General features: G+C 71.2%; 27 protein-coding genes. 10 read left to right on the top strand and 17 right to left on the bottom strand.

The window, feature by feature from the left end; all coding sequences use genetic code 11:
- The 3 genes from ABEA34_RS17820 to ABEA34_RS17810 form a co-directional block, all read left to right on the top strand.
- Positions 1-453, top strand: a 453-nt coding sequence (locus tag ABEA34_RS17820) for an HNH endonuclease signature motif containing protein (RefSeq protein ID WP_345522752.1), incomplete at its 5' end; no start/stop codon positions are given.
- Between the two features lie 76 nt (positions 454-529).
- Positions 530-1,012 (top strand): GNAT family N-acetyltransferase, encoded by a 483-nt coding sequence (locus ABEA34_RS17815; RefSeq protein WP_345522751.1) that lies wholly within the window; start codon positions 530-532, stop codon positions 1,010-1,012.
- Positions 1,013-1,016: 4 nt separating this feature from the next.
- A complete protein-coding gene (locus ABEA34_RS17810; protein WP_345522750.1) occupies positions 1,017-1,766 on the top strand; it encodes a lysoplasmalogenase in 750 nt (249 codons plus the stop codon).
- Here ABEA34_RS17810 and ABEA34_RS17805 read toward each other — a convergent pair.
- Positions 1,648-2,079: an SRPBCC family protein gene (locus ABEA34_RS17805; protein ID WP_345522749.1), complete on the bottom strand. Its 432-nt coding sequence runs from the start codon at positions 2,077-2,079 to the stop codon at positions 1,648-1,650. The genes ABEA34_RS17810 and ABEA34_RS17805 overlap by 119 nt on opposite strands.
- Positions 2,080-2,097: 18 nt before the next feature.
- Between ABEA34_RS17805 and ABEA34_RS17800 the strand changes: the two genes are divergently transcribed.
- Positions 2,098-3,750: a phospho-sugar mutase gene (locus ABEA34_RS17800; RefSeq protein WP_345522748.1), complete on the top strand. Its 1,653-nt coding sequence runs from the start codon at positions 2,098-2,100 to the stop codon at positions 3,748-3,750.
- Here the strand turns inward: ABEA34_RS17800 and ABEA34_RS17795 are convergent.
- Complete coding sequence (locus tag ABEA34_RS17795) at positions 3,747-4,373, bottom strand: hypothetical protein (RefSeq protein ID WP_345522747.1); 627 nt, start codon at positions 4,371-4,373, stop codon at positions 3,747-3,749. The genes ABEA34_RS17800 and ABEA34_RS17795 overlap by 4 nt on opposite strands.
- A gap of 62 nt (positions 4,374-4,435) precedes the next feature.
- Here ABEA34_RS17795 and deoC point away from each other — a divergent pair, with 62 nt between their 5' ends.
- From deoC to ABEA34_RS17770, 5 genes are read left to right on the top strand one after another with little or no spacing between them, the layout of a single operon-like run.
- Entirely contained in the window at positions 4,436-5,410 is a 975-nt protein-coding gene (gene deoC / locus ABEA34_RS17790) for a deoxyribose-phosphate aldolase (protein WP_345522746.1), read from the top strand.
- A 5-nt stretch (positions 5,411-5,415) separates the two neighbouring features.
- Entirely contained in the window at positions 5,416-6,852 is a 1,437-nt protein-coding gene (locus ABEA34_RS17785; RefSeq protein WP_345522745.1) for an aldehyde dehydrogenase family protein, read from the top strand.
- A complete protein-coding gene (locus tag ABEA34_RS17780) occupies positions 6,849-7,721 on the top strand; it encodes an aldehyde dehydrogenase family protein (protein WP_345522744.1) in 873 nt (290 codons plus the stop codon). The genes ABEA34_RS17785 and ABEA34_RS17780 overlap by 4 nt, the downstream gene beginning before the upstream one ends.
- A 55-nt stretch (positions 7,722-7,776) precedes the next feature.
- Positions 7,777-8,388, top strand: a complete 612-nt coding sequence (locus ABEA34_RS17775; RefSeq protein ID WP_345522743.1) for an ATP-binding protein — start codon at positions 7,777-7,779, stop codon at positions 8,386-8,388.
- Positions 8,385-8,831 carry a hypothetical protein gene (locus ABEA34_RS17770; protein WP_345522742.1) on the top strand — a complete coding sequence of 149 codons (447 nt, stop codon included), beginning with the start codon at positions 8,385-8,387 and terminating at the stop codon, positions 8,829-8,831. The genes ABEA34_RS17775 and ABEA34_RS17770 overlap by 4 nt, the downstream gene beginning before the upstream one ends.
- 7 nt (positions 8,832-8,838) lie before the next feature.
- On the opposite strand, the gene ABEA34_RS17765 is transcribed toward ABEA34_RS17770, so the two are convergent.
- Genes ABEA34_RS17765 through ABEA34_RS17750 form a run of 4 tightly spaced genes read right to left on the bottom strand, consistent with a single transcriptional unit; the run spans position 8,839 to position 12,018 of the window.
- Entirely contained in the window at positions 8,839-9,222 is a 384-nt protein-coding gene (locus ABEA34_RS17765) for an SHOCT domain-containing protein (RefSeq protein WP_345522741.1), read from the bottom strand.
- Between the two features lie 16 nt (positions 9,223-9,238).
- Positions 9,239-10,450, bottom strand: coding sequence for a cation:proton antiporter (locus ABEA34_RS17760; RefSeq protein WP_345522740.1), 1,212 nt, complete (start codon positions 10,448-10,450; stop codon positions 9,239-9,241).
- Between the two features lie 3 nt (positions 10,451-10,453).
- Positions 10,454-10,930: a DUF3592 domain-containing protein gene (locus ABEA34_RS17755; protein WP_345522739.1), complete on the bottom strand. Its 477-nt coding sequence runs from the start codon at positions 10,928-10,930 to the stop codon at positions 10,454-10,456.
- Positions 10,927-12,018: an adenosine deaminase gene (locus ABEA34_RS17750; protein WP_345522738.1), complete on the bottom strand. Its 1,092-nt coding sequence runs from the start codon at positions 12,016-12,018 to the stop codon at positions 10,927-10,929. Before ABEA34_RS17750 ends, ABEA34_RS17755 begins: the two co-directional genes overlap by 4 nt.
- Positions 12,019-12,053: 35 nt before the next feature.
- Here ABEA34_RS17750 and ABEA34_RS17745 point away from each other — a divergent pair, with 35 nt between their 5' ends.
- Positions 12,054-12,506: a MaoC family dehydratase gene (locus ABEA34_RS17745; protein ID WP_345522737.1), complete on the top strand. Its 453-nt coding sequence runs from the start codon at positions 12,054-12,056 to the stop codon at positions 12,504-12,506.
- Between the two features lie 122 nt (positions 12,507-12,628).
- On the opposite strand, the gene ABEA34_RS17740 is transcribed toward ABEA34_RS17745, so the two are convergent.
- The 11 genes from ABEA34_RS17740 to scpA form a co-directional block, all read right to left on the bottom strand.
- Entirely contained in the window at positions 12,629-13,915 is a 1,287-nt protein-coding gene (locus ABEA34_RS17740; protein ID WP_345522736.1) for a thymidine phosphorylase, read from the bottom strand.
- Positions 13,908-15,071: a cytochrome P450 gene (locus tag ABEA34_RS17735; protein ID WP_345522735.1), complete on the bottom strand. Its 1,164-nt coding sequence runs from the start codon at positions 15,069-15,071 to the stop codon at positions 13,908-13,910. Before ABEA34_RS17735 ends, ABEA34_RS17740 begins: the two co-directional genes overlap by 8 nt.
- Positions 15,043-15,435, bottom strand: a complete 393-nt coding sequence (locus ABEA34_RS17730; RefSeq protein ID WP_345522733.1) for a cytidine deaminase — start codon at positions 15,433-15,435, stop codon at positions 15,043-15,045. Before ABEA34_RS17730 ends, ABEA34_RS17735 begins: the two co-directional genes overlap by 29 nt.
- Positions 15,435-16,694: an ABC transporter permease gene (locus ABEA34_RS17725; RefSeq protein ID WP_345522732.1), complete on the bottom strand. Its 1,260-nt coding sequence runs from the start codon at positions 16,692-16,694 to the stop codon at positions 15,435-15,437. Before ABEA34_RS17725 ends, ABEA34_RS17730 begins: the two co-directional genes overlap by 1 nt.
- The gene (locus ABEA34_RS17720) at positions 16,691-17,785 is read right to left on the bottom strand and encodes an ABC transporter permease (RefSeq protein WP_345522731.1); all 1,095 of its coding nucleotides are present in this window, start codon (positions 17,783-17,785) and stop codon (positions 16,691-16,693) included. The genes ABEA34_RS17725 and ABEA34_RS17720 overlap by 4 nt, the downstream gene beginning before the upstream one ends.
- On the bottom strand, positions 17,782-19,335 hold the full coding sequence (locus tag ABEA34_RS17715; RefSeq protein WP_345522730.1) for an ABC transporter ATP-binding protein: 1,554 nt from the start codon (positions 19,333-19,335) through the stop codon (positions 17,782-17,784). Before ABEA34_RS17715 ends, ABEA34_RS17720 begins: the two co-directional genes overlap by 4 nt.
- 103 nt (positions 19,336-19,438) lie before the next feature.
- Positions 19,439-20,533, bottom strand: a complete 1,095-nt coding sequence (locus tag ABEA34_RS17710) for a BMP family lipoprotein (protein ID WP_345522729.1) — start codon at positions 20,531-20,533, stop codon at positions 19,439-19,441.
- 153 nt (positions 20,534-20,686) lie between these two features.
- The gene (locus tag ABEA34_RS17705) at positions 20,687-21,895 is read right to left on the bottom strand and encodes an amidohydrolase (RefSeq protein ID WP_345522728.1); all 1,209 of its coding nucleotides are present in this window, start codon (positions 21,893-21,895) and stop codon (positions 20,687-20,689) included.
- Between the two features lie 74 nt (positions 21,896-21,969).
- Positions 21,970-23,058, bottom strand: a complete 1,089-nt coding sequence (locus ABEA34_RS17700; protein ID WP_345522727.1) for a ScyD/ScyE family protein — start codon at positions 23,056-23,058, stop codon at positions 21,970-21,972.
- Between the two features lie 113 nt (positions 23,059-23,171).
- Complete coding sequence (gene meaB, locus ABEA34_RS17695; RefSeq protein ID WP_345522726.1) at positions 23,172-24,143, bottom strand: methylmalonyl Co-A mutase-associated GTPase MeaB; 972 nt, start codon at positions 24,141-24,143, stop codon at positions 23,172-23,174.
- A 2-nt stretch (positions 24,144-24,145) separates the two neighbouring features.
- Complete coding sequence (gene scpA / locus ABEA34_RS17690; protein ID WP_345522811.1) at positions 24,146-26,257, bottom strand: methylmalonyl-CoA mutase; 2,112 nt, start codon at positions 26,255-26,257, stop codon at positions 24,146-24,148.
- Positions 26,258-26,297 lie beyond the last annotated feature (40 nt).

The following is a 26,297-nucleotide window of genomic DNA, read 5'->3' as shown; positions in this document are numbered from 1 at the left end:
CTCGGCAGCACCGACAACCCGACCGAGATCGTGCTCCACGCCCACACCCGGCCCGACGCCCACGACCTCGTCGACGTCGACAACACCCGCTCGATCGTCACCACCGACGAACTCATCGAATGGTGCAGCCTCCCCGGCGCCCACGTCACCCTCAAGCCGGTCATCGACCTCGCCGCCGACCTCACCACCTGCGGCTACACGCCGACGCCAGCCCAGCACGAGCAAGCCATCCTGCTCAACCCCACCTGCGTCTTCCCCGCCTGCACCCGACCATCACGCAACTGCGACCTCGACCACATCATCCCCTGGCCCCTCGGCCCCACCACGACCGCCAACCTCGCGCCCCTGTGCCGAGGCCACCACCGCCTCAAGACCCACAGCGGCTGGAGCTACACCCGCACCGGACCCACCACGTTCGTCTGGACCAGCCCGTCCGGGCGACATATCCGCTGACCCGACCCCGCCGACACCGCCGGCGGGGCTGAACCCGCGCCGCGACCTCGCCCGAAGGACGTGGTTTGCTCACCTCGTGGCCGACATCTCCCTGCGACCGGCGACGCCGGCGGACGCTGGGCAGATCGCTCAGGTGCATCGCCAGTCCCGTGCGGACTACTACGGCGAGCCGCCCGCCGAGGACGACCGGGAGGCCATGTGGGTGCACCTGGTCGCGCAGCCGGACCGGACGACCTACCTGAGCGAGAGAGCGGGGTCGGTCGTTGCCTTCATTTCCGCGCACCGGCTGCCCGGTCCCGAAGCCGCGCTGGAGCTGACTGCGTTGTACGTGCTGCCGGACCTCTACGGCCGAGGGATCGGCGGACGACTCCACGACGTGTTCGACCGCGAGCGCGGCAACGATCGTGCCGGGGTCCTGGAGGTGTGGGCGGGCAACCGTCGCGCCATCACCTTCTACGAGCGACGCGGATGGGTGCCGACCGACAGGACGCGACCCGGACCGCAGGACATCGACTTCGTGACGTATCGGCTGGAGCAGCCCGGACACCCACTAGCGTGACCGCGTGCTGAACCCGAGGGCCCGCGCCGTCCTCACGGCGTACGGCGTGCTCGGGGTCGTCCAGGTGGTCGCCCAGGCAACCGGGCCGGGCTGGTTCGCGGGACTCACCCAGGTGCTGCTGATGCCGGTGCTGGCCCTGGCCTTGCTGGCCAGGACCGCCAGTCCACGGAGCCGCCTGGTCACGCTGTCCCTCGCGGCACTCGGCGGGTCCTGGCTCGGCGACACGGGGCCGCGGTTGCTCGACGGCGACCTGGCGTTCCTGACGATGGTGGGCTGCTTCCTGGTCGCGCAGGTCTGCTACATCGCGGCCTTCCGCCCGTACCTCGCCCAGAGCGTCGTCCGGCGGAGCCGCGCCTGGCTGACGGCGTACGGCGTGGTGGTGGTCGGGCTGGTCGCGGTCTGCCTCCCGGGCGCGGGAGTGCTGGCGCCGGCGGTGCTCGTCTACGGCCTGTGCCTCGGCACGATGGCCGTGCTGGCAACGGGCGTCGATCGGCTGGCGTGGGTGGGCGGCGCCTTCTTCCTCGTGTCGGACGGGCTGATCGCGATCGACGCGTTCTCCGGCCTCGACCTGCCGGCGCACGACGTCAGCGTCATGGCGACGTACGTCGTCGCGCAGCTGCTGCTCGTGCTCGGCGTCATCCGGCGAGACGAGCGGCGAGCCCCTGACGGCAGCCCCGCATCATCCGGTCGTGGTTCCAGCGCATCAGCGGACCCGCGACGTACGACGCCAGGCCCAGCAGGCCCGCCACCCTGACCTCCTGGGCGAAGTCCAGGCGGGTGCCACCAGGGACGGGCGACAGGTCGTAGCGCACCGATCCGACCAGGTCGCCGGAGACCGCGACCTCGAGCACCCCGGGCGAGCGGTTCACGGCGTGCAGGACGAGGTCGAGCGTGTAGGGCAGCGCCGACCGGCAGAGCACCCGGGCGTCGTCCGGCCCGAGCGACGCGACGGCGAGCACCTCGGGCCACCACGACGGGTAGCGCTCGAGGTCGACCAGCACGCCGTGCACGTCCGCAGGCACAGCAGGGACCTCCCAGCTGTCCCGGAAGGCGAAGACGCGGCTCACCCTCGTATCGTGCCTGCCATGACCGACCTGCTCGCCGCCGCCCACGCCTGGGCCGCCGAGGACCCCGACGACCAGACCCGCACCGAGCTCGAGGCCGTGATCGCCGCGGTCGAGGCCGGCGGGGACGACGCCGACCTGGCCGACCGGTTCGACGGCACCCTCGAGTTCGGTACGGCGGGCCTGCGCGGCGAGCTCGGCGCCGGCCCCAACCGGATGAACCGGGTCGTCGTCACCCGCGCTGCCGCCGGGCTCGCGGCGTACCTCCAGGAGCACAGCGACCCCGAGGCCGGCCCGCGTGGTCGCGCCGTCGTGATCGGGTACGACGCCCGCCACAACTCCGACGTCTTCGCCCGCGACACCGCGGAGGTGATGACGGGCGCCGGGTTCACGGCGTACGTCCTGCCGCGACCGCTGCCGACCCCGATCCTCGCGTTCGCGATCCGCGAGCTCGGCTGCGCGGCGGGCGTGATGGTCACGGCCAGCCACAACCCGCCGCGCGACAACGGCTACAAGGTCTACCTCGGCGACGGCAGCCAGATCGTGCCGCCGGCCGACGCGGAGATCGCCGCCCACATCGCCGCCGTCGGTCCGATCGCCGACGTCCCCCGCGGCCGCGCCGGCACCGTGCTCCAGGAGGAGCTCGTCGACAGCTACCTCGACACGGTCGCCGGCCTCGTCGCCGACGGACCGCGCGACCTCGAGATCGTCTACACCCCGCTGCACGGCGTCGGCGGCGTGCCGGTCGAGCGGGTGCTGGAGGCGGCCGGCTTCGACGCTCCCTCGGTGGTGGAGCAGCAGGAGCAGCCGGACCCGGACTTCCCGACCGTCGCCTTCCCCAACCCGGAGGAGCCGGGCGCGATGGACCTGGCGATGGCGCTGGCCGAGCGCCACGGCGCCGACCTCGTGGTCGCCAACGACCCCGACGCGGACCGGTGCGCCGCCGCCGTGCCCGGGCCGCACGGCTGGCGGATGCTGCGCGGCGACGAGGTCGGCGCGCTGCTCGCCCACGCCCTCATCGCGAAGGGCACCGAGGGCACCTACGCCTGCAGCATCGTCTCCTCGAGCCTGCTCGGGAAGCTGGCGGCCGCGGCCGGCCAGCCGTACGCCGAGACGCTGACCGGCTTCAAGTGGATCAGCAAGGTCGAGGGCCTGGCCTTCGGCTACGAGGAAGCGCTCGGCTACTGCGTCGACCCCGCCAACGTGAAGGACAAGGACGGCATCTCGGCCCTCCTCCTCCTCTGCGAGCTCGCGGCCGAGGCGAAGGCCGCCGGGAGGACGCTGGTCGACATCCTCGACGACATCGCGCTCGCCCACGGCCTGCACGCCACCGACCAGCTCTCGGCGCGAGTCACCGACCTCTCGGAGATCGCCGCCGCCATGGCGCGGCTGCGGGCCACTCCCCCGACCGAGCTCGGCGGCCTCGCGGTCGAGTCCGTCGACGACCTCGACCTGGGGAGCCCCGAGCTGCCGCCGACCGACGGGCTGCGCTACCACCTCGCCGACGGCGCCCGGGTCATCGTGCGCCCGAGCGGCACCGAGCCCAAGATCAAGTGCTACCTCGAGGTCGTCGTGCCGGTCGACCCGGCCGACGGTGTGGACGCCGCCCGGATCGCGGCCGTCGGCCGTCTGGACGCGCTCCGCAACGGCATCAAGGCCGCCGCCGGCATCTAGCCGACGACCAACCAGACGAGGAACGCCAGCACCACCACGGCTCCGGCGGCGAGCTCGGGCACCGCGCAGGTACGGCGTACCTGCGCGGCCAGTGCCTGCTGCTCCGGCGAGCCCTTGCGGATCCCGAGCCGGTCGCGGGTGTCCTGCGCCATGTGCGCGATCCGGGCCTCGACGAAGGCCTGGTGGTCCGCGGCGGGACCCGGCGACGAGCTGGTCGGGCTCTGGCCCTCGCGCACCTTCGCCTTCATGGTCTGACGGACGGTGTAGCCGATCACCGGGGAGACGTAGCGGTGCTCGCCGACCTTCACGGCCAGCACCTGCGTGACGATCACGCTGTCGATCGCCGCGAGCGGCACCCGGGTCGTGCTGAACATGCCGCGCAGCACCAGGTCGCGCGACGTCACCCACACCGCCGGCCGCAGCAGCGCCGACCACACCAGCAGGGCGCCCAGAAGCGAGAGGATGGCGACGCCGAGCGGCGTACCGGCGTCCCAGTCGACCACCGCCACGACCAGCACCACGCCCGCCGTGATCAGCCCGACGATCCCGCTGACCCGACCGCTCGTGGGCGTGAACCGCTCCACGACTGTCGTGTCGTCTGGTGCGTGGGCTGGGTCGGTCACGGTGCTCTCCGGAGAGGTCGCAGGGTTGTGGCGCTGGACGCGGCCAACCCTATGCTGGGTCGGTGACTCCCACTTCCACCGTCCTCGGCGCGGGGCTCGACGACGTCACCCGGTCGGAGGCCTCGCTGCGGCGGTTCCTCCACGGGCTGCCGGGCGTCGACCAGGTCGGCGCGGAGGCCCGCGCCGCCGGGCTCGGCACCCGCTCGATCAAGACCACCGCGAAGGAGTTCGCGCTCGACCTCGCGATCCGGATGGTCGACCTGACGACGCTCGAGGGTGCGGACACCCCGGGCAAGGTGCGCGCCCTCGCCTCGAAGGCGATGCGGCCCGACCCCGCGGACCCCGACTGCCCGTCGGTCGCCGCCGTCTGCGTCTACCCCGACATGGTGGCCACCGTGAAGGAGACGCTGGGCAGCTCCGGCGTCCACGTCGCCGCGGTCGCGACCGCCTTCCCCAGCGGCCGCGCCGCCCTCGACATCAAGCTCGCCGACACCGCCGACGCGGTCGAGGCCGGCGCCGACGAGATCGACATGGTCATCGACCGGGGCGCGTTCCTCTCCGGCCGCTACCAGCAGGTGTACGACGAGATCGTCGCCACCAAGGCCGCCTGCGGCCGCCCCGACGGCAACGACGCGCACCTGAAGGTGATCTTCGAGACCGGCGAGCTGCAGACCTACGACAACGTGCGCCGCGCGAGCTGGCTGGCCATGATGGCCGGCGCCGACTTCATCAAGACGTCCACCGGCAAGGTGCAGCCCGCCGCGACCCTCCCGGTCACGATGATCATGGTCGAGGCGGTTCGCGACTTCCGCGAGCTGACCGGCCAGATGGTCGGTGTGAAGCCCGCCGGTGGCATCCGGACCAGCAAGGACGCGATCAAGTACCTGGTCATGGTCAACGAGGTCGCCGGCCAGGACTGGCTCGACCCCCACTGGTTCCGCTTCGGCGCCTCCACGCTGCTCAACGACCTGCTGATGCAGCGCACCAAGATGAAGACCGGCCGCTACTCCGGTCCCGACTACTTCACGTTGGACTGATGCAGATGGCCACGACACCCTTCGAGTACGCCCCGGCCCCCGAGTCGCGCAGCATCGTCGACATCAAGCCGTCGTACGGCCTGTTCGTCAACGGCGAGTTCGTCGACGGCCACGGCAAGTCGTTCAAGACGATCAGCCCGTCCACCGAGGAGGTCCTCGCGGAGATCGCGGAGGCCGACGAGGCCGACGTCGACGCCGCGGTGAGGGCCGCCCGCAAGGCCTACGACAAGGTCTGGTCGAGGATGCCCGGCCGCGAGCGCGCCAAGTACCTCTACCGGATCGCCCGGATCATCCAGGAGCGCAGCCGCGAGCTCGCCGTCCTGGAGTCCATCGACAACGGCAAGCCGATCAAGGAGTCGCGCGACGTCGACATCCCGATCGTCGCCGCGCACTTCTTCTACTACGCCGGCTGGGCCGACAAGCTGGAGTACGCCGGCCGCGGCACCGACCCGCAGCCGCTGGGCGTGGCCGGCCAGATCATCCCGTGGAACTTCCCGCTGCTGATGCTCGCGTGGAAGATCGCGCCGGCCCTCGCCTGCGGCAACACGGTCGTGCTGAAGCCGGCCGAGACCACCCCGCTGACCGCGCTGCTCTTCGCGGAGATCTGCCAGCAGGCCGACCTGCCGCCGGGCGTCGTCAACATCATCACCGGCGCGGGCGGGACCGGCCAGGCGCTGGTCGGTCACCCCGGCATCGACAAGGTCGCCTTCACCGGCTCGACCGACGTCGGCAAGGCGATCGCCCGGACCGTCGCGGGCACGGACAAGAAGGTCACCCTCGAGCTCGGCGGCAAGGCGGCCAACATCGTCTTCGACGACGCCCCGCTCGACCAGGCCGTCGAGGGCATCGTCACCGGCATCTTCTTCAACCAGGGCCACGTCTGCTGCGCGGGCTCGCGCCTGCTGGTCCAGGAGTCGATCGCCGACGAGCTGCTCGCCAAGCTCAAGCGCCGGATGTCGACGCTGCGCATCGGCGACCCGCTCGACAAGAACACCGACATCGGCGCGATCAACTCCGCGGAGCAGCTGGCCCGGATCCGCGAGCTCTCCGACATCGGCGAGGCCGAGGGTGCCGGTCGCTGGTCGCCGGAGTGCGAGCTCCCGTCGCACGGCTTCTGGTTCCCGCCGACGCTCTTCACCGGCGTCACCCAGGCGCACCGGATCGCCCGCGAGGAGATCTTCGGCCCGGTGCTGTCCGTGCTCACCTTCCGGACGCCGGCCGAGGCGGTCGAGAAGGCCAACAACACGCCGTACGGCCTCTCCGCCGGGGTCTGGACCGAGAAGGGCTCCCTGATCCTGCACATGGCCAACCAGCTGCGTGCGGGAGTCGTCTGGGCCAACACGTTCAACAAGTTCGACCCCACCAGCCCGTTCGGCGGGTTCAAGGAGTCGGGCTACGGCCGCGAGGGCGGCCGCCACGGTCTGGAGGCGTATCTCAAGTGAGCGACCGCATCGACGTCCGCAAGACGTACAAGCTCTACATCGGTGGCGCGTTCCCGCGCTCGGAGTCGGCGTACTCCTACGAGGTCAAGGACAGCAAGGGGAAGTTCGTGGCCAACGCCGCCCTCGCCTCGCGCAAGGACGCCCGCGACGCCGTCATCGCCGCCCGCAAGGCGTTCGGCTCGTGGTCGGGCAAGACCGCCTACAACCGCGCACAGATCCTCTACCGGATCGCCGAGGTGATGGAGGACCGCCGCCCGCAGTTCGTGCAGGCCGTCGTCCAGTCCGAGGGGCTCTCTCCCACCAAGGCCGAGAAGGTCGTCGACGCCGCCATCGACCGGCTGGTCTGGTACGCCGGCTGGGCCGACAAGATCACCCAGGTCGTCGGCAACGCCAACCCGGTCGCCGGGCCGTTCTTCAACCTCTCCACGCCGGAGCCGACCGGTGTCGTCACCGTGCTCGCGCCCCAGGAGTCGAGCCTGCTCGGCCTCGTCAGCGTCGTCGCGCCGGTCATCGTCACCGGCAACACCGTCGTGGTCGTGTCGTCGTACGACCGGCCGCTGCCGGCGGTCAACCTCGCCGAGGTGCTCGCCACCTCCGACGTGCCCGGTGGCGTCGTCAACATCCTGACCGGGTCGGCCGCGACGATCGCACCGTGGCTGGCCGCGCACATGGACGTCAACGCCATCGACCTGACCGGCATCGCCGGGGACGCCGGGCTGGCCACCGACCTCGAGGTCGCGGCCGCCGACAACCTCAAGCGCGTACGCCGGGCTCCGGCGGCCGAGCCGGACTGGACGACCGACCCGGGGCTCGAGCCGATGACGACGTTCCTGGAGATCAAGACCGTCTGGCACCCGATCGGGGTCTGACCCGCCAGCAGCAACCGATGCAGTGAGGCCGCGCCACACCGTGCAGAATGGCTCGGTGCGCGCGCGGGTGATCGTCCTGGCCGGTCCCTCCGGGTCCGGGAAGTCGCGGCTCGCCGAACGCACCGGGCTGCCGGTGCTCCGGCTCGACGACTTCTACAAGAGCGCGGGCGACCCCACGCTGCCGCTGATCACCGAGGGCGCCAACGCCGGCATCGTCGACTGGGACGTCCCGGAGTCGTGGCTGCTCGACGACGCGATGGCCGCGCTCGAGGAGCTGTGCCGGAGCGGGCGTGCCGAGGTGCCGATCTACGAGATCGCCCAGAACGGCCGCTGCGGGCAGCGGACCCTCGACCTCGGCGACCACCACCTCTTCATCGCGGAGGGGATCTTCGCGCAGGAGGTGGCCGCGCGGTGCGACGACGCCGGCCTGCTTGCGGCGGCGTACTGCGTGCGGCAGCATCCGATGGTGACGTTCTGGCGTCGCCTGACCCGCGACCTGCGCGAGCACCGCAAGCCCCCGCTCGTGCTGGTCCGCCGCGGCCTGGCGCTGATGCGCGACCAGCGCCGCGTCGTCTCCCACGCGGTGGAGCGGGGCTGTACCCCGGTCACGCCTGACGAGGCGTACGCCGCGATCGGGCTGATGGCGAAGCGAGACGTCTCCCCATGACCGACTGGCCACGGCAGCCGGACTCCCGCACCTGCGGGCCGTCCTCCGTCGTGGTCGCCGAGGCGCTGCTCGCCGGCGGGGGCCACGGGCCGTGGCCGGACTTCGAGCGGGACGTGCTGGCCATGCACCGCCGGCTCACCGGCGTGCGCGACCGCCACGGGCGGCTGCAGCTGCCGTGGCCACGGATGCTCGGCACGCCGCCGTGGGCGGTGGCACGAGAGCTGGGCGGGCGGGCTCGTCGCTACCGGCAGGCCGAGGTGCTGGCGGCGCTGCCGACCCCGGTCCCGGTCTTCCTGGGCACCCGGTGGCTCCCCCGTCACGTCGTCCTCGTCCTCGACGAGCGCGACGGGGAGCCCCTGGTCTACAACCCGGCGGTGGGCGCCGTCGTACCGCTGTCGTCGTCGCGGTGGAAGCGCCGCTGGTGGGCGGTCCTGCCGCGCTGACGGCGGGTCAGGCCAGCGCCTTCGCCTTCAGTGCGTCGAACTCGGCCTGCGAGATGGCGCCCGAGTCGAGCAGCGCCTTCGCCCGGTGGATCTCCTCGGTCGGTGAGGCGGCCGAGCCCGAGACGGAGCGGATGTACTCCTCCTGGCTCGCCTGCGCCTGCTTCACAGCGGCGATGTTGCGCTCCGCCATGCCCTGGCCGCGGGCGATCAGGTACACCAGCGAGGTGATCAGCGGGAAGATGATCAGGAAGAACACCCAGACGGCCTTCAGCCAGCCGCTCGTCTGGTGGTCGCGGAAGAGGTCCGTGAGGATCTGGAACAGCACCACGAGATATGCCATGAGCAGGAAGAACGAGATGATGAACCAGAAGAAGTCCCAGAAAGAGTCCATGACGGGACCGTAGGGACTACGACGCCCCCGCGTGCTCACCCGATCCGGGTGAGCGCGACCCGGCGAGGAGCCGCTGGGCCAGCAGCGGACAGATGAGCACCGTCACGGCGCCACCGGCGACGAGCACCGAGGCGTTGGTGTCGGCCATCTCCCCGGCGCGTACCGCGACCGAGGTGACGGCCACGATGATCGGCAGCCCGGTGGCCGCGAAGAGCCCCATGGCCAGGGCCTCGTTGCGGTCGAACGCCGGCCGGCCGTCCTCCCGGGTGAGCCGGGTCGAGACCAGCACGAGGCCACCGCGGACCAGCAGGATCAGCGCGACGAACACGACCAGCGTGATGGGCTCGTCGATCACCGCCTGCGGGTCGATGGCCATGCCCGAGGTGATGAAGAAGACCGGGATCAGCAGCCCGAAGGCGAGGCCCTCGAGCTTGTGCTCCAGGCTCTCGTGGCCGTCGGGCAGCAGTCCACGCAGCACGAAGCCGGCCGCGAAGGCACCCAGGACGACGTCGAGGTCGAAGACCGCGGCCGCCACGCCGAGCGTGACCAGCAGCAGCACGACGAGCCGCACCTGCGGCTGGCCGGAGGAGTCCGCCCCACGTCGGACGACGCCGAGCACGGCCGAGCCCTCCCGGCTGATCCGGGCGGAGAAGCGGTGCACGACCAGCGCGAGCAGGAAGAAGCCGACGAGCACCACCACCGAGGCGACGTACCCGCGACTGCCGAGCAGCACCGCCATCGCGACGATCGGCGCGAGCTCGCCGTACGCCCCGTGGTTCATCAGCGTGCGCCCGAACCTGGTGCCGAGGACCCCGCTGTCCTTGAGGATCGGCAGCAACGTCCCGAGAGCGGTCGACGTCAGCGCGATGGCGACCGCGACCTCGGCGTGGACGGCGTCCGTCAGCCCGACCAGCCCGATCACCCCGAGCGCCACGACGAAGCACGCCACCCAGGTGGCGAGGGCTCGCCGGCCGCCCTTCCCGACGAGCTCGTCGACCTCGATCTCGTAGCCGGCCAGCAGGAAGAGCATCCCGAGGCCGAGCTCGCGGAGCATCTCGACGCCCTCACCCGTCACCGCGAGGTCGAGGGCGTTCGGGCCGATGACGACACCGAGCACCAGGAGGAGCACGACCTCGGGCACCCGGCCCCGCAGCAGCAGCGCCGCGAGGAGCGGCGCCAGGACGGCGCAGACCGCGATCCAGAAGATCGACTCCGCCGGCGAGGGCATGGGCTAGTGGGTCCAGACGACCAGGAGCAGCACGAGCCACGCGGCGGCGACGCCCAGGGCGAGGAGCAGGACGAGCGACCCGAGCACGGCGTACGTGCGACCCGCTCCTTCCGCGGTGCCCTCGGTCACGGCCACGTCGACGTGGTCCGGGCGCTCGGGGTCGTAGGCGACCTCGATGGAGTCGCCGACCCGCGGCGGTGGCGAGGGCACGTCGGTGAGCGTCTGGGCCTCGACGGCCTCGGTCGCACCGTCCGGCACGAAGCTCACCACCGGGAAGTAGCGGGTGTCCGGCTCGGCCCCGAAGCTGAGGTCCTTGGCCTCCAGCGAGACCACGGTCGCCGTGGCCGCGACCGCGCGGCTGCGGAACCGCTCCGCGGTCCGGCGTACGGCGCGCCCCTTGAGCAGCAGGCCGGCCCCGATCAGGAGGATGAGCACCGCAGACCCGAGCAGCAGCACGGTCGGCACGTAGTGGATCCTCATGCGACCTCCCCACGGAGCGCGGCGTACGCCGGCTTGATCACGTCGGAGATGAGCGCGAACCGCTCGTCGAACGGCAGGAAGGCCGACTTCATCGCGTTGATCGTGAACCACTCGAGGTCGCTGAGCCCGTAGCCGAACGCCTCGACGAGCGAGGTCATCTCGTGGGTCATCGAGGTCTGGCTCATCAGCCGGTTGTCGGTGTTGACCGTGACCCGGAAGCGCAGCCTCTTGAGCAGCCCGATCGGGTGCTCGGCGATCGAGGCGGCGGCCCCGGTCTGGATGTTGGACCACGGGCACATCTCGAGCGGGATCCGCTTGTCCCGGACGTACGCCGCGAGCAGGCCGAGCTCGACCGAGCCGTCGTCGTGCACGGTGATGTCGTCGATGATCCGTACGCCGTGCCCCAGCCGGTCGGCGCCGCACCACTGGATCGCCTGCCAGATCGACGGCAGCCCGAAGGCCTCGCCGGCGTGGATGGTGAAGTGGAAGTTCTCGCGCTGGAGGTACTCGAACGCGTCGAGGTGCCGGGTTGGCGGGTAGCCCGCCTCGGCGCCGGCGATGTCGAAGCCCGCCACCCCGCGGTCGCGCCACGCGACCGCCAGCTCGGCGATCTCCATCGACCGGGCCTGGTGCCGCATCGCCGTCAGCAGCTGGCGTACGACGATCCGGTTGCCGCTCGCGACGACCGCCTGGTCGAAGCCCTCCTGGACCGCCGCGACCACCTCGTCGAGCGTGAGGCCGGTCTCGACGTGCTGCTCGGGCGCGTAGCGGATCTCGGCGTACACGACCCCGTCGGCGGCGAGGTCCTCGACGCACTCGCGGGCGACCCGCGTGATCGCGGGACCGGTCTGCATCACGCCGACCGTGTGGTCGAAGGTCTCGAGGTAGCGCTCGAGCGACCCGGAGTCGGCCGCCTCGGCGAACCACCGTCCGAGCGACTCGGCCGTCAGCTCACCGCCGACGTCGGGCAGCTGGTGCCCGTTGTCCGCGGCCAGGTCGATGATCGTCTGTGGTCGCAGCCCGCCGTCGAGGTGATCGTGGAGGAGCACCTTGGGTGCCCGTCGGACCTGCTCGCGAGTGGGCGTCATGGAGACGATCCAATCAGACTGGATAGGTTGGGGGCATGCGCGTGTTCTCGACTCTTGATGAAGTGTCCGCTGCGACCGGCGAGGAGCTCGGCACCTCCGACTGGCTGGAGATCGACCAGGACCGGGTCGACCGGTTCGCGGACGCCACCGGTGACCACCAGTGGATCCACGTCGACGTCGAGCGGTCGAAGGACGGACCGTTCGGCGGCACCATCGCCCACGGCTACCTGACGCTGTCGCTGGTCCCCTACCTCGGCGGCCAGGTCGTGAGCTTCGAGACGCCCGGCGCCAAGCTCAACTACGGCGCCAACAAGGTGCGCTTCCCCCATCCCGTCCTGGTCGGCAAGCGGATCCGCGCCCACGTGGCCCTGGCCGACGTCGCCGACCTGCCCAAGGGCAAGCAGGCGACCCTCCGCTACACGATCGAGATCGAGGGCGAGACCAAGCCCGCCTGCGTCGCTGAGACCGTCGTCCTCCTGCTCCCCTGACCGTTGAGTCGTGAGTTCTGACGGTCGAGTCGGGAGATATGACGGTCGAGTCGGGAGATATGACGGTCGAGTCGGGAGATATGACGGTCGAATCTGGCGAATGAACCGTCAGAGGTCCCGACTCAACCCACGCGGTCGATGACCAGCGGCGAGGGTTCGTACGGCGTGCCCGCGGCCGCGATGTCGTAGCCACCCTCCAGCGAGGCCAGGGCCCGCTCGAAGCGGTGCTCGTCGTCGGTGAGCAGCGTGAAGAGCGGGTCCCCGGCGGTGACGGTGTCGCCCGGGCGGGCGTGCCAGACGACGCCGGCGCCGGCCTGCACCGGGTCCTCCTTGCGGGCCCGGCCGGCGCCGAGGCGCCAGGCGGCGAGCCCGACGGCCATCGCGTCGAGGCGGGTGAGCACGCCGGAGGCGGGGGCCGCGACGACGTGCGACTCCCGGGCCACCGGCAGCGCGGCGTCGGGGTCGCCGTCCTGCGCCCGGATCATCTGCTTCCACGCATCCATTGCGCGACCGGACGCGAGCACCTCGGCCGGGTCGATGTCACCGCGTCCGGCGCCGATCAGCATCTCGCGGGCCAGCGCGAGCGTCAGCTCGACCACGTCGGCCGGGCCGCCACCGGCGAGCACGTCGACCGACTCCTGCACCTCGATCGCGTTGCCGGCGGTCAGGCCGAGCGGCGTCGACATGTCGGTCAGCAGCGCCACGGTGTGCACGCCCGCGTCCTGGCCGAGCGCGACCATCGTCTCGGCGAGCTCGCGGGCGGAGGCGACGTCCTTCATGAAGGCACCGGTGCCGACCTTCACGTCCAGCACCAGCGCGCCGGTGCCCTCCGCGATCTTCTTCGACATGATCGACGACGCGATCAGCGGGATCGCCTCGACGGTCCCGGTGACGTCGCGCAGCGCGTAGAGCTTCTTGTCGGCCGGGGCGAGCCCGTCGCCGGCGGCGCAGATGACCGCGCCCATCGACTCCAGCTGCGCGAACATCTCCTCGTTGGACAGCGCCGCCCGCCAGCCGGGGATCGACTCCAGCTTGTCGAGCGTGCCGCCGGTGTGGCCGAGGCCCCGCCCGGAGAGCTGGGGTACGGCGACGCCGCACGCCGCGACCAGCGGAGCGAGCGGGAGCGTGATCTTGTCGCCGACGCCGCCGGTCGAGTGCTTGTCGGCGGTCGGACGCGAGAGCGCCGAGAAGTCCATGCGCTCGCCGGACGCGATCATCGCCGCGGTCCAGCGGGCGATCTCGCGGCGGTTCATGCCGTTGAGCAGGATCGCCATCGCGAGCGACGACATCTGCTCGTCGGCCACGTCGCCACGCGTGTAGGCGTCGATCACCCAGTCGATCTGGCTGTCGCTCAGCTCGTGCTGGTCGCGCTTGGCCGAGATGACCTCGACGGCATCGTGCTCAGGCATGGGTTCCTCTCACAGGCAGTGTGCGGTAGCCCCGCAGCACGAAGGTGCCCCGGCTCTCCGGCTCGTCGGCCAGGCTCAGGTCGGGGAAGGTGTCGAACAGGGCGGGCAGCGACTCGGCGAGCTCCATCCGCGCGAGCGGGGCGCCCAGGCAGAAGTGCACGCCGACGCCGAAAGCCAAGTGGTTGTTGGGGTCTCGGTCCACCCGGAACTCGTCGGGCTGGTCGAAGACCTCGGGGTCGCGGTTGGCCGCACCGAGCAGGGCCGCGATCTTCTGGCCCTTCTCGACGACGATGTCGCCCACCTCGACGTCCTCCATGGCGGTGCGCTCGAAGAGCTGCAGGGCGGAGTCGAAGCGCAGCATCTCCTCGACGGTCGCCGGTACGTCGGCGCCGGGTCGCAGACCGCGGCGCAGCATCGCGGCCAGGCCGTTGCCGAAGACGTTGACCGAGGCCTCGTGGCCGGCGTTGAGCAGCAGCACGACGGCCGCGACGACCTCGTCCTCGGTCAGCTCGGTCGCCACCAGGTCGGTGATCAGGTCGTCGGCGGGCGTCGTACGCCGCTCCGCGACCAGCTCGCGCACCAGCCCCGCGAAGTCCGTGGCCGCGCGTACGGCGTCGTCGACCGTCTGCTGCGACGGCGCGACCTCGTACATCCGCACGATGGCCTGGGACCAGTCGCGGAGGTCGTGCGCGTAGGAGCGTGGGACACCGAGCAGGTCGGCGATCACCAGCACCGGCAGGGGTTCGGCGTACCCCGCGATGGCGTCGAAGCCGGCAGGGTCGAGGTCGGCGAGCAGCTCGGCCGCGATCTCACGGACCCGCGGCCGGAGCCGCTCGATGTGGCCGCGGGCGAACGCCTTCGCGACCGGCCGCCGCAGGCGCGTGTGCACCGGCGGCTCGTTCTCCATCATCTGGTTGCGGTGCAGCAGGTTGAAGGGCTCGAGGTAGTCGAGCGGCTCCCGCGGCGAGAAGAGCCGTCCCAGCCGCCGGTCGCGCTGCACCTGCCCGACGGTCGCGTGCGCGAACGTGAGGTACATCCCCGACGCCTCGTGCCACGCCACCGCGTGCTGCTCGCGCTCGCGCGCGAAGGAGGGGTAGGGATCGGCGACGACGTCGGGGTCGGTCAGGTCAATCGAGGTCGTCGGGACCGAACGCATCGGGCAGCACCTCGTCCATCGTCTTCACACCGGAAATGGTCTTGAGCAGCAGGGTGGGCCCGCCGTTCTCGTACAGCAGCTGCCGGCAGCGCCCGCACGGCATGATCACCTCGCGCCTGCCGTTGACGCACACGAAGTGCGTCAGCCGCCCACCACCGGTGAGGTGCAGCTGGCTGACCAGCCCGCACTCGGCGCACAGCGCCACGCCGTACGCGGCGTTCTCGACGTTGCAGCCGCTCACCACCCGGCCGTCGTCGACGGTCGCGGCGGCACCCACCGCGAAGTGGGAGTACGGCGCGTAGGCGTGCGTCATCGCCTCCTCCGCGACGGCCTGGAGCGCGTCCCAGTCGAACTCCGCGGTCACTATCCGGCACTCCCCTTGCGGTAGACCTGACCGTCGGCGGCCGGCGGCCGCAGCCGTTGGCTCGCCAGGGCGAGGACCAGCAGGGTGACGACGTACGGCGTCATGCCGGTGAACTCGCGCGGGACCGTGTCGGTGAGGAGGAACCACGCCAGGAAGCCGGCCCCCAGGAGGCCGAGCACGATCGCGGAGGTCCGGGCGCCGCGGTAGGCGCGCCACGCGGCGAACGCGAGCAGCGCGACCGCGACCAGCAGCAGGAGCGCGTGCACCGCCGACGGCGACCGCAGCCGCAGCGCGTCGGTGTAGCCGAAGAGCAGCGACGCCCCGAGGGTGCCGAAGGGGTTCCAGTTGCCGAAGATCATGGCCGCGAGGCCGATGTAGCCACGACCGCCGCTCTGGTTGGTGGTGAAGCCGCTCGCCGCGACGAGCGCCAGGAACGCACCGCCGAGGCCGGCGAGGCCACCGGAGACGAGCACCGCGACGTACTTGTAGAGGTAGACGTTGACGCCGAGGGACTCGGCCGCCGCGGGGTTCTCACCGCAGGAGCGCAGTCGCAGCCCGAACGACGTGCGCCACAGGATCCAGGCGGTCAGGACGACGATCACCGCGATCAGGATCGTGACGACCGAGATTTTGGTCGTCAGCGCGGCGAGGAAGCCCGCCAGGTCCGAGACCACGAACCAGCCCTTGTCGTTGAGCGAGTTCAGGCCGTCCGAGATCCCGGGCACCGTCACGAACGGCAGCGAGTCGAGGCCGGTCAGCTGGCGCGGGCCGCCGTACTGGTAGTCGGTGAAGATCGCCTCGGCGAGGAACGTCGTCGCGCCGAGACCGATGATGTTGATCGCGACACCGGAGACGATGTGGTCGACCCCGAAGGTGATCGTGGCGAGCCCGTGCAGCAGGCCGCCGAGTGCGCCCAGGGCGGCGGCGCCGAGCAACCCGACCCACGGGCCGTAGTTGTAGGTGAAGTACGCCGCGCCCCAGGTGCCGAGCAGCATCTGGCCCTCGAGCCCGATGTTGACGATGCCGGCCCGCTCGGACCACAGCCCGCCCATGCCGGCGAGCAGGATCGGGCACGCGGACAGGATCGCGGCCCGCAGCGTGTTGGCCGCGGTGATGTCGTCGGCGCCGGTGGCGATCCGCACCAGCGACAGCCCGACGAAGGCGACGAGCAGGACCAGCCAGTAGGTGCGGTACATGCCCCCGATCTTGCGGGCGCGGTCCGACGGCGCGCTGCGGTCGACCTCGGTCGTCGTGCTCATGCGGTCACCTCCTGGGCGGGAGCGGTGCGCGCCGCGGCCACCGTGCGTTGCTCGAGCCTGATCCGGTAGCGGCGGACGAGCTCGTAGGCGATCACGACGGCGAGCACCGCGACGCCCTGGGTGATCTGGACGATGCTCGGCGAGATGTCGGTCTGCAGGGTCAACGAGTTGGACTGGGCCGTCAGGAAGGCGAAGAGCACGGCGCCGAAGATCATGCCGACCGGCTGGTTGCGGCCGAGCAGCGCGACCGCGATGCCGGTGAACCCGAGCCCCGCCTGGAAGGTGGTGCCGTAGGTGTGCGCGGCGCCGAAGTACGCCGGCATCCAGATCAGCCCGGCGACGGCTCCGGAGAGCAGCATCGAGATGAGCACCATGCGGTTGACCTTGATGCCGCTCGCGACCGCCGCGGTCTGCGACAGGCCGGTGGCACGCAGGTCGAAGCCGAAGCGGGTCTTGTTGAGCAGCACCCAGAAGCCGACCCCGACGAGCACGGCGAGCAGGCCCAGCGTCCAGATCGGGCCGTCGGGCCGCTCGAACGGGAGCCAGCCGGACAGCTGGCTGGACTCCGGCAGCGCCTTGGTGCGGACCTGGTTGCCACCGTGGAGGCCGTACTTGTCGAGCAGGTAGCCGACCAGGATCGCGGCGATCGAGTTGAGCATGATCGTCGAGATGACCTCGCTGACGCCTCGGGTCGTGCGCAGGATGCCGGCGATGCCGGACCAGACGGCACCGACCGCCATCGCGATGACCAGCGTGGCGAGGACGTTGACGGCCCCGGGGAGCAGGGCGGCACCGGCGAAGGTGGCCGCGGTGTACGACGCCAGCAGGTACTGGCCCTCGACACCGATGTTGAAGAGCCCCATCCGGAAGCCGATCGCCGCGGCCACGGCCGACAGATAGATCATCGACGTCTGGTTGACGATGTTGACCATGATCCGGTCCTGGGGCTTGGCCAGGATGATCGACCAGAAGTCGCCGACGGTGGAGTCACTGCCCGACAGCGAGATCACCACGCTGGTCGCGAGCATCGCGATCAGCACCGCGATCACCGGTGCGAGCAGGGCGAAGCCGAAGCGCCTGACGAAGCTCATGCCTCCCCACCTCCCGTCATGGCCGCCCCGAGGTCCTTGGGCGTCACCGCCGACGGGTCGAAGGTGCCGACGAGCTGTCCACGCAAGATGACCTCGATCCGGTCGGAGAGGCCGATCAGCTCGTCGAGGTCGGCCGAGATCAGGAGCACGGCGAGGCCGTTGCGGCGGGCCTGCTTGATGTGGCCCCAGATGGCGGCCTGGGCGCCGACGTCCACCCCTCGCGTGGGGTGGGACGCGATGAGCAGGACCGGGTCGCCGCTCATCTCGCGCCCGATGATCAGCTTCTGCTGGTTGCCGCCGGAGAGCGCCCGGGCGACGGTGTCGATCCCCGGCGCGCGTACGTCGTACTCGTCCACGATCCGGCGGGTGTCCTTGCGGGCCGCGGAGCGGTTGATCCACAGGCCCTTCGCGCTGGGCGGGCGGGTCTGGTGGCCGAGGATCCGGTTCTCCCACAGCGGGGAGTCCAGCAGCAGGCCGTGCCGGTGCCGGTCCTCGGGGATGTAGCCGACGCCCGACTCGCGGAGCCTGCGGGTGTCCCAGGAGGTGACGTCCTCCTCGCCGAGGAGGATCCGTCCCGAGGTGAGCTTGCGCATGCCCATCACGGTCTCGACGAGCTCGGCCTGGCCGTTGCCCTCGACGCCCGCGATGCCGAGGATCTCGCCGCGGTGGATGTCGAAGCTGATGTCGCGGAGGAGGTCGCGGCCGGCGTCGTCGGTGAGCGTCACGTCGACCAGCGAGAGCTGGACGACGTCGGTCACGGTGGACTCGGAGGTCTCCGGTGACGGGAGCTCGGAGCCGACCATCATCTCGGCGAGCTCCTGCTTGGTCACCTCGCCGGGCACGGCGGACCCGACGGTGGTGCCGCGCCGCATGACCGTGATGTCGTCGGCGATCGCGAGGACCTCGTCGAGCTTGTGGGAGATGAAGAGCACGGAGTGGCCGTGCGCCCGCAGGTCCCGGAGGTTGGCGAACAGCGCGTCGACCTCCTGCGGCACCAGTACGGCCGTCGGCTCGTCGAGGATCAGGACCTTCGCCCCGCGGAAGAGGACCTTGAGGATCTCCAGCCGCTGGCGGTCGGCGACGCCGAGGGTCTCGACCAGGACGTCGGGCCGCAGGCCGAAGCCGTAGCGCTCGGAGATCGACTCGAACTCCGCACGGGCCTTGTCACCGATGCCGAAGAGGCGCTCGGCGCCGAGGACGGCGTTCTCGAGCGCGGTCAGGTTGTCGGCCAGCATGAAGTGCTGGAAGACCATGCCGATGCCGACCTGGATCGCGTCGGTGGGCGTGCGGAAGGTCCGCTCGGTGCCGCCGACCTCGATGGTGCCGTCGTCGGGCTTCTGCACGCCGTACAGGATCTTCATCAGCGTGGACTTGCCGGCGCCATTCTCACCGATCAGCGCATGGACCGTCGCCGGCCGGATCGTGAGCTCGACGTCGTGGTTGGCGATCACGCCGGGAAAGCGCTTGCCGATGCCGGTCAGCCGGACCTCGGGAGCCTGGACGACCGCTTCGGTCGCGCTGGCGCCGGGTGCGGGAGGCGCTGCGGGCAAGGTGACCTCCGAAAGTCGGGAGCGAGCAAAAAGAGACGTACGGGCCCGGGAGCAAACTACTCCCGGGCCCGTACGTTAGTTCAGACGAAGATTCGCCGACCCGTCACGGGGCGGTGGGAACCGTGATGGTGCCAGCCTTGATCTTGTCGGCGAAGCCGTCGATGTCGGCCTTGATGTCGTCGACGAAGCCACCGGAGGTGGCGTAGCCGACGCCGTCGTTCTTCAGGTCGTACGTGACGTAGCTGGTCTTCGCAGACCCGTCGTTGACCGACTTGATGAAGTCGTACGTCGCGACGTCGACGCGCTTGAGCGCCGAGGTCAGGATGTGCGGCTGCTGCTCCTTGGTCGCGGTGAGGTACTGGTCGGAGTCGACACCGATCGCCCACTTGCCGTCGCCGGCCTCGACCGCGGCGTCGAAGACACCGCTGCCCGAGGCGCCGGAGGCGTGGTAGACCACGTCGGCACCCTTGTCGAACTCACCTGCGGCGGCGGTCTTGCCACCGGCCGGGTCGCCGAAGCCGGCGAGGTCGCTCTCCTCGATGTAGGCGACGTCGACCTTGATGCTCGGGTCGACGGCCTTGACACCAGCGGTGAAGCCGGCCTCGAAGCCCTTGATCAGGTCGTTGTGCACGCCGCCGACGAAGCCGACCTGCTTGGACTGGGTCTTCTCAGCAGCAGCCACACCCACGAGGAAGGACGCCTCGTTGGCAGCGAAGGAGAAGTACGCGACGTTGTCGTTGGCCTTGTCGTCGGGGTCGAAGCCGTCGACGACGCCGAAGTTGACGTCCGGGTAGTCCGGGGCCACGGCGTTGACCGAGTCGCTGTAGGCGAAGCCGACACCGATGATGGCGGTCGCGCCGGCGTCGGCCATCTGGCGGAGGCGGTCCTCGCGGGCCGACTCGGCCTCGCCGTCCTGTGCCTCACCCTCGATGCAGGTGGCGTCGAAGTCCTTGACGGCCTTCGAGAGACCCTCGTAGGCGGAGTCGTTGAAGGACTGGTCGCCGCGGCCGCCCACGTCGTACGCGAGGCCGATCTTGGGTCCGTCGCCCTTGGCGTCCTTGCAGACGTCGGCACTGGCCGCAGCGGAGGAACCGCCGTCGCTGGCCTTGTTGCCGCCGTCACTGTCGCTGCTGCCGCAGGCCCCGAGGGCCAGCACGCTGACCGACAGCAGGGCTGCAAACTTCGTGGTGCGTCGCAAGACGCCTCCTTCATGGTCCGTGACCGCCCGGGACGGGCGTGAAAACAGACGAAACCCTAGGGCCTTCGTAGTGCCCGCAAGGGCCGTTCACGAAGTTGTTATCGAGTCGATGCGGACTGGGCGGACATACTCACCCCGAGGACCCGAATTTCGTCAAAGAACGCCGTGGAACGCGACCGCCACCTGTGCCAGCACGCGGGCGCCGATGCCCACGGCCCGGTCGTCGACGCGCAGGTTGCCCTGGTGCAGGTCGTACGTCGGACCGCCCGGTGCGCGCGTGCCGAGGCGGCCCATGGCGCCGGGCACGCGGTCGAGGTACCAGCCGAAGTCCTCGCCGCCGAGGCTCTGCTGGGTGGGAACGTGCCCATCGTGCCCGAGCACCCGCTCGACGGCTCCGGCGAGCAGCGTGATGGCGGCCAGGTCGTTGACCACCGGCGGCACCCCGCGCTGGTAGTCGACCTGCGCGTGCACGCCGTACGGCGCCACGATCTGCTCCACGAGCAGCGGCACCAGCTTCTCGGCCTCGGACCAGGCGACGGCGTCGAGCATCCGCACCGTGCCGCCCACCCGGCCGCTCGCCGGGATGACGTTGTGGGCGCTGCCGGCGTGGACGATGCCCCAGACCACGCTCACGCCGGCGCGGGGGTCGAGGCGCCGCGACAGGATCGACGGGAGCTCGGTGACGACCTTCCCGAGCGCGTAGGTGAGGTCCTCGGTCAGGTGGGGCCGGGAGGTGTGGCCGCCCGAGCCGCTGAGGGTCACGTCGAGGTGGTCCGCGGCGCCGGTGATCGGGCCCTCGCGGAGGCCGACGCTGCCGACGTCGAGCGTGGGGTCGCAGTGCAGCCCGAAGACCCGGTCGACGTCGTCGAGGGCGCCCAGCTCGATCAGCGAGAGCGCTCCGCCGGGCATCACCTCCTCGGCCGGCTGGAAGAGCAGCCGGACCCGCCCCGGCAGCAGCCCCTGCTCGTGGACGCGGCCGAGCGCGACCGCGGCACCGACCAGGGCCGCGGTGTGGACGTCGTGGCCGCAGGCGTGGGTCACGCCCTCGACGGTGCTGGCCCACGGGTCGCCGGTCAGGTCCGGGACCGGGAGCGCGTCGAGGTCGGCCCGCAGGGCGACCACCGGCCCGTCGGTGCCGATCTCGGCCACCAGGCCCGTGCGCGGCAGCTCGGTGACCCGCCAGCCCGCCTGGGCGATCCGGGCCGCGACCAGCGAGGTGGTCCGCACCTCCCGCCAGGAGAGCTCCGGGTGGGCGTGCAGGTCGCGCCGGAAGGCGACCAGCTCGTCCTCGAGACCCGCGACGACATCGTCGATCACGGCGTCGGCGGGCGTCTCTGCGGGGCTGGGACTGGCGATGGACATCGGCACGAGGCTACCGGAGCGCAGAGAGAGCGGGCCCCGGGCGCTCACCCGGGACCTGCTCCCCCGCTCGTGGCTCAGCGCCGGAAGCGCACCAGCTTGCCGTTCGGCGCGCCTTCCTCCGGCGGCACCGCGTCGACGGTGGCGTAGAGCCCGCGCGACGTCCACTCGACGGCCGCGGGGAGGCCCGCCTCGGCGTACGTGCGGACCTTCGTGGTCCCGTGCTTGATGCGAGAGATCTCGCCGCCGAAGAGCTGCGAGACGAAGAGGTCGCCGTTCCTGCCGACGGCGACGCCGACCGGCGCGAACAGGCCGCCGACGACCTTCTTCACCTTCCCGCTCTTGAGGCCCACGCGGTAGACCGACCCCAGCGGCATCTGCTCACCGAGGCCGCCGCCCTCCGTGGTCACGACGAGCTTGCCGTCGTCGAGCGCGACGTCGGTCGGCACGGGCTCGCCGTAGTAGGTCTGGCCGACGGCACACTCGGGCAGGCCCATGGCGCCGGCCACCTCGGCGGTGATCGTGACCGGAACCGCGGGCAGGACCGCGAGCGTGCGGATCTTGCCGCGCGGCGAGATCGTGATCACCGCGTTCATGCCGGCGTCGGCGACGAAGGTCGTGCCCTCGTCGGTCTGGAGCGTGGCGTACGGGTGCGAGTCCTTCGCCCCGTCGTACTTCGGCGGCCCGGCCTCGGCCGGCCACTGGCCGGCGCACGTCTCGTCGATGGTGCGGACGCCGTAGGTGACCTTGCCATCGGGGTTCTTGTCGTTCTCGTACCTACGGACGTTGGCGAGGGTGCGCACCTTGCCCGACGGGGCGATCCACTTCACCCACGACTTCGAGGGGTTGCCCTTCGCGTCGCTGGCGGTCTCGGTGAAGACCAGCTTGCCGTGGAAGACGGAGACGCCGCCGACCTCGTTGCCACCCTTGCTGGCATAGACGGTCGTGGCCTTCTTGCCCGGGCGGACCTTGGTGAGCAGGCCCGCGAAGTTCTGGGTGACGTACGCCGTGCCGTCGTCGTCGACCGCCGCGCTGAGCGGGGCGACGAGGTGCTTGGCGAGAGTCTTGGGCTGGGGCGCCGCGGCCTGGCCGGCCGGCAGGACCGCAGCCGTCGTGGCTGCGAGTGCGAGCGTCGCCGACACCGCGGCGATCCGGTTGATGCGCATGTACTGCCTCCGGAGACGAATGGAGTGGGACCGACCGAGTGTCGCCCGCCACAGACGCCCGGCGCATGGTCAATATGGCCTATATCGCTGGCGCGCCAGATGGGCCGAGAGGGTCAGTTCCGGTCGTACGCCGCGAGGATCCGATCGGCCGCGACGGTGGCGGGGAGCTCGCCGGCCAGCACGGCGGCGCGCACCTCGTCGCGCATGGCGCGTACGCCGACCGAGTGCCGCAGCCGCTGGTCGAGCTCGTCGCGGACCAGCGCCCAAGTGAAGTCGAGCTGCTGGTGGGCGCGCTTGTCGGCGAGCCCGGTCGCGCCGAGGTGCTCGCGGTGCGACCCGATCCGCTCCCAGACGTCGTCGACCCCGCTGTCCTCGAGCGCCGAGCAGGTGATCACCGGAGGCGCCCACTCGCCGTGTCCGCGCACGAGGCGCAGCGCGCCGGCGAGGTCGCGCGCGGCGACCTTGGCCTCCTGCTGCCGGTCGCCGTCGGCCTTGTTGACCGCGATCACGTCGGCGATCTCGAGGATGCCCTTCTTGATGCCCTGGAGCTGGTCGCCGGTGCGGGCCAGGGTCAGGAAGAGGAACGTGTCGACCATCCCGGCCACGGTCACCTCGGACTGGCCGACGCCGACGGTCTCGACCAGCACGACGTCGTACGACGCGGCCTCGAGCACCGCCATCGCCTGCACGGTCGCGCGCGCGACGCCGCCGAGCGTGCCGGCGCTGGGCGAGGGCCGGATGAAGGCGTGCGGGTCGGTGGCCAGCCGCGCCATCCGGGTCTTGTCGCCGAGCACGGACCCGCCGGTGCGGACGCTGGACGGGTCCACGGCCAGCACGCCGACGCGGTGGCCGGCGGCGGTGAGGCGGGAGCCGAGGGCCTCGATGAACGTGGACTTCCCGACCCCGGGCACGCCGGAGATGCCGACCCGCACCGACTCGCCCGGGGCGGACGCGAGCTCGGTCAGCAGCTCCCGTGCCTGGTCCCGGTGCCGGCGGCTGGTCGACTCGACCAGCGTGATCGCCTGCGAGACGGCCGCACGGCGGCCCTCCCGGATCCCCGCGACGAGCGCCTCGACGGTGGGCATGCCTAGTGGTCGAGCTGGTCGCGCAGCTTGGCCAGGAGGTCGAGCGCGGACTCGGCGATGACCGTGCCGGGCAGGAAGACCGCGGCGGCGCCCATCTCCTGCAGCGTGGGCACGTCGTCGGGCGGGATCACGCCGCCGATGACGACCATGATGTCGGGACGGCCCTGGTCGGCGAGCGCCTGCTTGAGGGCAGGCAGCAGCGCCAGGTGGCCGGCCGCCAGCGACGAGACCCCGACGATGTGCACGTCGGCGTCCACCGCCTGCTGGGCGACCTCCTCGGGCGTCGAGAAGAGCGGGCCCACGTCGACGTCGAAGCCCATGTCGGCGAAGGCGCTGACGATCACCTTCTGGCCGCGGTCGTGGCCGTCCTGGCCCATCTTGGCGACCAGGATGCGCGGGCGGCGCCCCTCGGCCTCCTCGAACTCCTCGGTCGCGTCCAGGACCTGCTGGAGCAGGGAGCCGTCGCCGTGGCTCGACTCGTCCCTGTACACGCCGCTGATCGTACGGATCACGGCCTGGTGCCGGCCGTAGACCTTCTCCAGCGCGTCGGAGATCTCGCCGACGGTGGCCTTGGCCCGGGCGGCGTCGACCGCGAGCGCGAGCAGGTTGCCGTCGAGCCCGGGGCCCCCGTCGGGACCCCGCTCGGCCGAGCCGGTCAGGGCCTCGAGGGCGCGGCGTACGTCGTCGTCGTTGCGCTCGGCGCGCAGCCGCTCGAGCTTGGCGATCTGCTGGCGGTAGACGTCGTCGTTGTCGACCCGGAGCACATCCAGCTTGTCCTCGGCGGCGAGGCGGTAGGTGTTGACGCCGATCACCTTCTGGGCGCCGGAGTCGATCCGGGCCTGGGTGCGGGCGGCCGCCTCCTCGATGCGCATCTTGGGGATGCCCTGCTCGATGGCGGCGGCCATGCCGCCGGCCTGCTCGGCCTCCTGGATGTGCGCCCAGGCGCGCTCGGCGAGGTCGTGCGTCAGCCGCTCCACGTAGTAGGAGCCGGCCCAGGGGTCGATCGTGCCCGTCGTGCCGCTCTCCTGCTGCAGCAGGAGCTGGGTGTTGCGCGCGATCCGGGCCGAGAAGTCCGTGGGCAGCGCGATCGCCTCGTCGAGGGCGTTGGTGTGCAGCGACTGGGTGTGGCCCTGGGTCGCGGCCATCGCCTCGATCGCGGTGCGCTGGACGTTGTTGAAGACGTCCTGCGCGGTCAGCGACCAGCCGGAGGTCTGGCTGTGGGTGCGCAGGCTGAGCGACTTGGGGTTCTGCGGCTCGAACTCGCGCACGAGCCTGGCCCACAGGGCGCGGGCGGCGCGCATCTTGGCGATCTCCATGAAGAAGTTCATGCCGATCGCCCAGAAGAAGGACAGCCGCGGCGCGAACTGGTCGATCGTCATGCCGGTCGCGAGCCCGGCGCGGATGTACTCGACACCGTCGGCAAGCGTGTACGCGAGCTCCAGGTCGGCCGTCGCCCCGGCCTCCTGGATGTGGTAGCCCGAGATCGAGATCGAGTTGAAGCGCGGCATCTTCGCGGAGGTGTAGCTGAAGATGTCGGAGATGATCCGCATGCTCGGCGCCGGCGGGTAGATGTAGGTGTTGCGGACCATGAACTCCTTGAGGATGTCGTTCTGGATCGTCCCCGCGAGCTGCTCCGGCTTCACCCCCTGCTCCTCGGCCGCCGCGATGTAGAGGGCGAGCACGGGCAGCACGGCGCCGTTCATGGTCATCGACACCGACATCTCGTCGAGCGGGATGCCGTCGAAGAGGGTGCGGGTGTCGTAGATCGAGTCGATCGCCACGCCGGCCATGCCGACGTCACCGCGCACCCGCGGGTGGTCGGAGTCGTAGCCGCGGTGGGTCGCGAGGTCGAAGGCGACGCTGAGCCCCTTCTGCCCGGCCGCGAGGTTGCGGCGGTAGAAGGCGTTGGACTCCTCGGCGGTCGAGAACCCGGCGTACTGCCGGATCGTCCACGGCTGGGTCGTGTACATCGTCGGGTAGGGCCCGCGCAGGAACGGGCTCAGGCCGGGCAGGGTGTCGAGCGCGTCGAGGCCCTCGAGGTGCCCGTCGTTGTAGAAGGACTGGATCTCGATCCCCTCGGGCGAGGTCCACGGCTTGTTGTCGGGCCAGCCCATCGTCCACCTCGACGGGTCGCTCAACGGGAGGCCGTTGAAG

It is taken from the genome of Nocardioides conyzicola (assembly GCF_039543825.1).
Taxonomy (GTDB): Bacteria; Actinomycetota; Actinomycetes; order Propionibacteriales; family Nocardioidaceae; genus Nocardioides; species Nocardioides conyzicola.
The sequence above is the reverse complement of the archived record's forward strand: the minus strand, read 5'-3'. Positions and strand labels throughout refer to the sequence as shown.